Annotated in this window: 4 protein-coding genes and 4 tRNA genes; 7 read left to right on the top strand and 1 reads right to left on the bottom strand. The window is 63.7% G+C overall.

The genetic code is table 11. The features are described from left to right. The first annotated feature begins 90 nt into the window (after window positions 1–90). The 7 genes from BR71_RS06505 to BR71_RS06535 all read left to right on the top strand — a co-directional run bounded on the left by BR71_RS06505 (window position 91) and on the right by BR71_RS06535 (window position 3,384). Window positions 91–167, top strand: a tRNA-Pro gene (locus tag BR71_RS06505). A 22-nt stretch (window positions 168–189) separates the two neighbouring features. Continuing rightward, window positions 190–266, top strand: a tRNA-Arg gene (locus BR71_RS06510). A 35-nt stretch (window positions 267–301) separates the two neighbouring features. Further along, window positions 302–377, top strand: a tRNA-His gene (locus BR71_RS06515). Between the two features lie 48 nt (window positions 378–425). Then, a tRNA-His gene (locus BR71_RS06520) sits at window positions 426–501 on the top strand. A gap of 145 nt (window positions 502–646) precedes the next feature. Beyond that, a complete protein-coding gene (locus BR71_RS06525) occupies window positions 647–1,330 on the top strand; it encodes a GntR family transcriptional regulator (RefSeq protein WP_043593865.1) in 684 nt (227 codons plus the stop codon). A gap of 134 nt (window positions 1,331–1,464) precedes the next feature. Continuing rightward, window positions 1,465–2,313, top strand: a complete 849-nt coding sequence (locus tag BR71_RS06530; RefSeq protein ID WP_143330297.1) for a pirin family protein — start codon at window positions 1,465–1,467, stop codon at window positions 2,311–2,313. 210 nt (window positions 2,314–2,523) lie between these two features. Then, window positions 2,524–3,384, top strand: a complete 861-nt coding sequence (locus BR71_RS06535; RefSeq protein WP_043634341.1) for a pirin family protein — start codon at window positions 2,524–2,526, stop codon at window positions 3,382–3,384. A gap of 209 nt (window positions 3,385–3,593) precedes the next feature. On the opposite strand, the gene BR71_RS06540 is transcribed toward BR71_RS06535, so the two are convergent. Further along, window positions 3,594–8,531 (bottom strand): hemagglutinin repeat-containing protein, encoded by a 4,938-nt coding sequence (locus BR71_RS06540; RefSeq protein WP_162179191.1) that lies wholly within the window; start codon window positions 8,529–8,531, stop codon window positions 3,594–3,596. Window positions 8,532–8,866: the final 335 nt, after the last annotated feature.

Raw genomic sequence — 8,866 nt, forward strand, 5'->3', positions numbered from 1 at the left:
CCAATATTGCGCCCCAGAACGGCCGCAATTTAATTGCAAACAGGTGTTGACAGCCTAAATCGCCATCCGTATAGTTGCGGTCTCTGTCGTCGGGGCGTAGCGCAGCCTGGTAGCGCACCTGATTTGGGATCAGGGGGTCGCGAGTTCGAATCCCGCCGCCCCGACCAGACGAGGCAAAACCCGACGTGAGCGCCCGTAGCTCAACCGGATAGAGCACCGGCCTTCTAAGCCGGGGGTTACAGGTTCGAGTCCTGTCGGGCGCGCCAAAGTAGTTGTGGTACAATGCAGTCGTTTTACAGTGGTGGATGTAGCTCAGTTGGTAGAGTCCAGGATTGTGATTCCTGTTGTCGTGGGTTCGAGCCCCATCATCCACCCCACCCTATTTTAAGTTGCCGCCTCATGGCGTCGGCTCACCGCTTTCGGCGGTGGATGTAGCTCAGTTGGTAGAGTCCAGGATTGTGATTCCTGTTGTCGTGGGTTCGAGCCCCATCATCCACCCCAAATCTTAAAAAAACCCGGCCAAACGCCGGGTTTTTTCATTTTTGCGACTCATAAGGTCAGTTTTGGGCCTTGTCTGACAGTTCAAGCTCCGTATAATCGAATACATTTGCATGACACCGCTTGACTGACGACGACACCCACCACCATGACCACCATGCAGCCGATCAAGCGCCAGACGCTCACCAGTGCCGTAACCGAATCCTTGCGCCAGCGCATTCTCTCCGGGGAATTCGCCGATGGCCAACAACTGCGCCAAGAGGCGCTGTCCAATGAATACGGCGTCAGCCGGGTGCCGGTGCGCGAGGCGCTGCGCCAGCTGGAAGCCGAAGGCCTGATCCAGATCATCGACCACAAGGGCGCACTGGTGTCCAAGTTGTCGCTGGAAGACGTGCTGGAGCTGCTGGAAATCCGCGCGATGCTGGAGGGCTCGGTTCTCAAAGCCGCCATCCCCTGTCACACCAAGGCCGATCACGATCTGGCCCAGCAAACCCTGCGCGAATTCGAACAAGCGCTGCGCAACAACGACGTGCGCCACTGGGGCGAATTGAACTCTCGCTTCCATCTTGCGCTGTACCGAGCCGCCAAGCGGCCAAACACGCTGGCGCTGATCGAGCAACTGCACAATAAAACCGACCGCTACACCCGGATGCAGATCTTGTTCACCCGCACCATGGAACGGGCGCACGAGGAACACAGCAAACTGCTGGAGCTGTCACGCCAAGGCAAGGCCGATGAAGCCGCGGAATTCATCCGCTTTCACATTCTGTCCGCCGGCCACGCCCTGGAAGACTACCTGCGCAACCAAAGCCCGCAGAACGCCTTGAGCTGAAACCCGCCGCTCCGTCTTCAAATTATTTGAACCTGGCGCGCAATTCTTTGCGCTATCAAGCGCCATGACGGCGCGTAATAATCCGATCATGCCAACCGCCGGACGCGAGTCCGGCCCCACAGGGAGACATGGTCATGCAACACTCTTTCATCAGCCGGGAAGCGGAGCGCCTGGTCGACGGCCAAGCGGTGACCGACGGCGCAGGCGTGCGCCTGCTTCGCGTGCTCACCGCCGATCTGCAGCGACGGCTGGACCCATTCCTGATGCTGGACGAATTCCGCTCCGATAATCCCGGCGATTACATCGCCGGCTTCCCCAGCCATCCGCACCGGGGCTTTGAAACCGTCACCTATATGCTGGCAGGCCGCATGCGCCACCGCGACAACGCCGGCAACGAAGGCCTGCTCGGACCTGGCGGCGTGCAATGGATGACCGCCGGCCGCGGCATCGTCCATTCCGAACTGCCGGAACAGGAAGACGGCCTGATGCACGGCTTCCAGCTGTGGCTGAACCTGCCGGCGGAACGCAAGCTGTGCGCGCCGTGGTATCGCGACATTCCCGCCGCCGAGATTCCAACAGCCCCGACCGACGGCGCGGCGCGGCTGATCGCCGGGCGTTGGCGCGGCCAGGCCGGCGCGGTCGAGCGGGAGCTCACCGAACCGCTCTATCTGGATCTGCATCTTGACGCCGGAGGCGAAGAGGCGCTGGAGATACCCTCCGGCCACAACGCGTTCATCTACGTCTACCAGGGCGAGGTCGCCGTCGGTGCGCAGCAACGCGGCGTCAAGGCAAGGCAGATGGCGGTGCTGGACAATCGCAACGGCAGCAACGGCGTCAGCGTTCGCGCCGAGATCGACAGCCGCTTGTTGCTGATTGCCGGCAAGCCCCTGGGCGAACCCATCGCCCAGTGGGGGCCGTTTGTGATGAATACCCGCGAGCAAGTGGAAGAAGCCATAGCTGATTTCCGCGACGGACGTTTCTAAGAACCTGTTTACGATCTGCTGCGCGTCGGTGATACGGCGTTGAAAACAACTTCGAAATGCTCATGTACCATGCGTACACTCCGCTTCCTCAGCTGTTTTCGCCTTGTCTCACCTTAGCTCGCGAGAGCGTAAACACGTCCTAAGAACCCGTTCAAAGTTTCGCGAGCGACTTGAACACCCCCTAAACGCAACTCATTGCCTGGAGCCGCCATGCCGCTGCTTACTCAAACCATCGTCAGTCTGGACCGCGACATCGGCTTTCCGGTGCGCCGCCTGTTGCCCACCCGCCAGGCGCGCCGGGTCGGCCCCTTCGTGTTTCTCGATCACATGGGTCCGGCCCATTTCGCCGCCGAAGGCAGCGCCGGCGATGTGCGGCCCCACCCTCACATCGGCCTGGCCACCGTCACCTATCTGTTTTCCGGCGCGATGATGCACCGCGACAGCCTGGGCACGGTGCAGCGCATCAAGCCCGGCGCGGTCAATCTGATGACCGCCGGCAGCGGCATCACCCACTCCGAGCGGGTGCCGGCCGACATCCGCCAACAAGGCGTCGCGGTGGAAGGCATGCAGCTGTGGCTGGCGCTGCCGGACGAACTGGAAGAATGCGACCCCGCCTTCGCCCACTATCCGGCCGAGGATTTGCCGCGCTGGAACCAGGCCGGGGTGGAATTGAATCTGCTGATCGGCGCCGGCTGGGGCCGGTTCTCGCCGGTCGCCTATCCGCTGCCGGTGTTCTACGCCAGCGCCGTCATGCCTGCCGGCGCGCGGTTGACGCTGCCGGAAGGCGTGGACGAACTAGCCGCCTATGTCGCCTCCGGCGAGTTGGACGTGGACGGCGCCGCGCTGGGCTCCAATCAGTTGGGCCTGCTGCGAACGGGTCAAGGCGGCGAACTGCTCGCGCTTAGCGACAGCCGGGTGATGCTGCTAGGTGGCACGCCGCCGGCCAGCCCGCGTTATCTGGACTGGAACTTCGTGTCCAGCAACCGCGATCGTTTGGCTCAGGCGCGCGCGGACTGGATTGCGCAGCGCTTCCCGATGGTGCCGGGGGAGACGGAGTTCATTCCCCTGTGAGAACCTGTTTACGATCTACTACGCTTCAGCGGTACGGCATTGAAAACGTCTTCAAAATGCTCATGTACCGTGTGTACATTCCGCTTTTTCCGCCGTTTTCGCCTTGTCTCGCCCTGGCTCGCGAGATCGGAAACACGTTCTAAGGGAACAGCCCCAAAACAAAACCCCCGCCAGTTTCCTGACGGGGGTTTTCGCTTGGATCGAACACCTTACTTGCTCTGAATGCCGCCTTGTACCACGGTCGACGTATTCTGATGCTCGGCACGGATCAGCGGCGCCTTGCCGGAAGTCACGTCGCTGACAGCCTGTTTCAGAATGCCGGACGGCGTGCTGTTCAGCTTAACCCCGCCGCCGCCGTTGTAGCGCTCAGTGGCGATATCGGTGGTTTCCACTTTGGATTCGCCCAGGTCCACCTTGCCGTTGGCGGACGAAACGGTCGCGCCGGTCAGCTGGGTCTTTCCGCCCACTTGCAGCGTCACGCCGTCGGCGCCGGCGATACCGGTGACGGTACCCACCGAGTTGTCGCGTTTGACGCTGACGTCCACATCGGCCTTCAGCTCGGTGCCCTTGTCCTGGGCATTCAACAGCTTGTCCTTCAGCGTGTTGCCGCCTTTGCGCGCCAGAGTGTCCAGCGTGCCGGACTTGGCCGGTCCGGAAATCGGCTGCTCGGGCAGGGTGACGGTTTCACTGTTGACGTTGAAGCTCACCGCATTAGTGGTGTCTTCCTTCAGGCCCTTGTTGAAGGCGAAGCGTTCATACTTCTCCTTCACCTTGTCGGACGCGGCGTTGACCAGCTCGGTGCCCTTCTCTTTCACCTTGTCCTTCAGCGGGCCGGCTTTGTCGGCGGCCTGGTCAACCAGGCTGGCTTCCTTGCCGTTGGAGCTGTTGGCGCCCAACGACACATCCACCTTCACGCTATTGTCGCGATCCTGACGGCTTTCCAGCGCCAGTTGGCCGCCCACCTGGCCGGTGACGGTCTTGCCGCTGACATTGGCGCCGGCCAGGGTGGCATTGCCCTCGACGTTCAGCTCCACTTGCTGTTTGGCGGTCACGGCGGCGTTGGCGTTGCTCAGCTTGTCCTGCTGGTCCACCTTCACCTCCAGACCGGCTTTGACGTCATGCACATTCTTGGTGCTGTCAGGCTTGATCTGACCGTTTTCCTTATCGCTGCTGGCCTTGTTGCCGCCGCCGATATTGCCGGCCACGCTCCAGTTGTTGCGCTGGCTGCTGGACTGCGCCGACTCCAGGCGGACATCGCCCTGGCTGTCCAGTTTGACGCTGTCGCCCTGCAACTGGGTGCCGCTCAGGCGGACGCCGCCGCTGCCGGCCTCGATGCTGGCTTGGCCGCCGCTGGTCACACTGCCGCCAGCCTGGCTGCGGCTGGACTCGTCGGTGCTGGCGTAATTGCCGCCGGCGCCCACGTTGAAGCCCTTGCTTGCCTTCTCTTGACCGTTGCTCTGGCTGCCGCCGGCTTTGACGTCGAAGCCCCACTGGCTGCCGGATTTGTCGGCGCTGGATTCGGCGGCCTTGAACTCCACCTTGTCGCCCTTCAGCGCCACGTCGCCGCGGCTGGCGATCTTGTCGCCCTGCAGGGCCAGCTTGCCCCCGGCCGTCAATGCCACGCCGGCATCGGCGTCCACGCCGCCGGTCACGGCGACACTGGAGTTGGCTTGCTGCTTGTCCACGTTCACCGCCACCCCGCCGCTGCCGCCGACATTCTTGCCGCCGCCTTCGATCGGGCTGGTGGTGATGGCCAGGTTGGCCTTGCCGCCCACGGTGCGCTGCTCGCTGCTAGTGGTGTTGTTCGCCTGGGTGAAGCTCAGGTCGCCGCCTGCGTTGACGCTGGCCGCGCCCTTGCCGCCGGCGATGGCCACGCCCTGATAAGCGGCGTTGTTGTCCACCTCCACCTTGACGCCGTTGCCGGCGCGGATGCCGCCGGTCACCGCGGTGGAGCTGGACGAAGCGCTGGTCACCGTGCTGCCGCTTCCTGCCGCCTTGACGTTCACGTCCTCGCCGGTGGTGGTGTAGACGCGCACGCCCACATCCGCCTCGGTCTTGCTGCCGCTCTGGCTCTGGGTATTGGCCGCGGCGGTGAACTGATGGCTGTCCGCCTTGATCTCCACCGTGTTGCCGGCCTGGTACTGGGTCCCCTGGTCCGTGAGCCCGCCCTTGGCGTCCACCTTGACGTTGCCGCCGCTCAGGCTGCTGGCCTGCGCGGTGCTGGACTGGCGGGTTTCCGTGCCGACGCCAGCCTTGACGCCAAGGTCCACGCCCAGATTGGGCGCGCCCAGGTCGCCGACCGCGCCCGCCGCGCCGATCACATCGCCCTTGGCTACTTTTTCACCAGCCGCCACCAACGGACGGGTCACGCCGCCGTAATCGGCGTTGACGCCCACTTCCACCCCCCAGTGGCTACTGTCGGTCGTGGTCTTCTGAGTGCTATTGGCCGCCTGGTTGTCAATGCGGCCGCCGGCCAGCTTGATGTCGCCGTCAGCCTTCACCTGGGTGCCCTGATTGCGGATTTCGCCGTCGCCGTTTCCGGCTACGATGCTGACGCCGCCCTTGGAACTGATGGCGCTGACCTGGGCGGTACTGCTCTCGGACTGACTACGGCTGTTCTTCTGGTCCACGCCCAGCGCCACGCCGGTCTTGTCCAGGCCTGCGTCGATATAGATGCCGCCGCCGGTGACGCTGCTGCTCTTGCTTTCCTTCACGGTGTCCTGCGCCGCGTTCAAGCTGACGTTCTGACCGCTGAGGGCCGCGCCGCCGGCGCCGGCGTTCAGTTTGGAACCGGTCACCGTCAGATCGCCCTGGGCGTTGAGCGCCACCTTGTCGCCGGACAGCGTCGCCGCCTGGTTCTGGGTCGCGTCGCGGTCCACGCTGCTGCTGCTGTGCTCAATGCGCACGCCGCCGCGGTACTGCTTGTCCCCGGTGATTTCGCCAACGCCGCGCAACGCCAGCTCGGTGTCCTTGCTCTCTACCGTGTCGCGGGTCTGCGACGCCGCCACCTTGATGTCGCCGTTGGCGGTCACGTTCAATTGGCCGCCGGCTCGCACCTGGCTGCCGCTGATCGCCACGTCCTTGGCGGACTGGATGGTCAGATTGGTGTCGGACTTCAGCTCGGCGTTAACCGCTTGCTGTTGGCTGGCATTGCCCTTGCTGCTGCTCTTGGTGATGTTGAAAGCGGTACCGCTGCGCTGATCGGTGCGGGTTTGCGATTGGTTGACCACGCTATCAATGCTGATGTCGCCGTTGCGGCTCACCGCCACCGCATTCTGCTCGCCGCGGGCGCGGCTGCCGGCGATAGCCACGCTGTCGCCGCGCAGCGTCAGCTTGCCGCCGGCGGTCAGATCGCTGCCTGTGTTGACGGTATCGGTCTTGCCGTTGTCGCGGTTGCCTCCGCCGCCGATGCCGCCCCAGTAAACCTGGTCGTTGCGCAGGCTATTCTGGTTTGTCGTCTGCTGCACGCCCAGGCCGAGCGCGCCGCCCGCGTCCAGGGAGGCGTCGCGGCCGGCGGCCAGCTTGGCCGCCTTGGCGTCGATATCGCCGCTGGCGCGGATATCCAGATCACGCCCGGCGCGCAGCTGGCTTTGCGCCAGACGCTGTTCGGTGGACGCGTTGTTCCAAGAACCCGTTTCCAGGCTGGCGCCGTCGTTCTTGCGGTTGCCCCGGTCGCTGCGGGTATCGGTTTCCACCACCCCGCTCAGGCGCACGCCGCCATCGGCCTGCAGACGGATGTCCTGGCCTGCGCTGACGCTGCCGCCGCGGATGGCGATCTGGCCGCGCGGCTGCGCGCCGTCCGCCGCCTGATTGTCCGCCGCCGGCGCCGCCGCGATCAGCGTGGCATCCTGCTCGGCGCGAATGCGCACGCCTTCCTGACGCTGACTGGTTTCACTCTGGTCGCGGTTGTACGCCCAAGAATTTTTCCAGGCGTGATTGCTGCTGCTGGACGCGCTTTCCGCTACTTGGCTATCCAGCGTCAGATCCTTGCCGCTAAGCGCCACATTGCGGCCGCTGATGTCGGTGGCGGCCAAGGTCGCCGCGTCGCCGGCGCTAAGCGTCACATCATCGCGCGCGCTGATGACGCTGCGCTTGATGCGGGTGTCGCTGCTATTGCTGGCGGTATTGGTCTCGCCGGTTTTCCAGATGAACCAGCTTTCGTCGTGACCGCTATCTTGAGTGGTGGAGGTTTCCGCCCGGCCGCGGCTGTCGATCTGCCGCGCGGCCAAAGCCACCTTGCCTTCGCTGGCGCGGATCTGCGCGCCTTCCAGCGCCAGTTTGCCATGGCGCGCCTCCACCGACACTTCTTGCGCGCCGTTCAGGCTGCCGCCCACATTGACGCCCGCGCCGTCCGCGGTGCTGATGATGTTGATGCGGCCGGCCTGCATCGCGCCCAGAAACACACTATCCAGCGAGCCCACGCCCTCAGGCGCCTTGTCGCTGCGCAGCACCTTGGCGTCCTTGCCTTGGTAATCCACCAGGTTGAAGCCGGCGCGGACATTAAGCTGCTCGCGCGCGGCCACATTGCCGCGCACATCAATGCGCGGCGCGATCAAATCCAACACATTGACGCCGCTCAGACCGGCGCCGTTAACGGTGAGCGCGTTGCCGTTCATCGCCGCCTGCAGGGAGGCGATGGCCCCGTTCTCGATATTGGCGTTGCCCACCAGCAGCGATGCGCGCGGGGTGTTGATAAAGCCGCAGCCGCTGCACGTGATGCCGTTGGGGTTGGCCAGCACATAGTCGGCGGCCTTGCCGAACACTTCCTGCTTGCCCAACAGCAAGGACGGATTGCGGCTGATCACCTCGTTCAAGATCACGCTGGCTTCGCGTCCGCCCAGCAGCGCGTTGGCGCCCAGCTGGCCGGCCAATTGCGACTGCCCGCCAACGGCGGAGTTGTTGAACACCGCGCCCGGTTTGCCGACGTTGAAATTCTGGTACTGGTTATGCGACAGGCCCGCGGCGCTGGGCGCCACGATATTGACCACCGCCGCGCCGTTGGCGGCGTTGCTCACTTGCGGCTGCGCGCCGTTGCCCCCGGCAACGATGCCGGCCGCCATCGCGGCCTCCACCGCCCAAAACGCCAGTGTCAGCGCCGCGGCGACTTTCCCCGTTACCGATAAGCCGAAATTTATTTTTTTCTTCATGATTTGAGTCCCGTTCATTCAGAGAACAAGCAGATTCGGTCCAAAACCGTCTTTCCAGACAACCCATGCTCCGCGGGCTGAGCCGGCCTGCCAGCCGGGCCCACCCCAATGAAACATGCGTTTGATTTCGAATCTACGTCTCTTTTTAAATCAATTCAAATGAAATACTGCCAATATCGCTTAGACCCGCTAACAAAACCTCTTGATGTCAGATGCGTATGCCCGCATTTGGCGAAGATGAAACGGAAAGTCGTCAGTCAGAAGCTCTGGAAGTCATTGCAACCACTACTTCCTCCACCACCGCGTTCCCGCCGGGGTGGGCGGCCGCGGTTGGA

The organism is Chromobacterium haemolyticum DSM 19808, assembly GCF_000711885.1.
GTDB lineage: Bacteria > Pseudomonadota > Gammaproteobacteria > Burkholderiales > Chromobacteriaceae > Chromobacterium > Chromobacterium haemolyticum.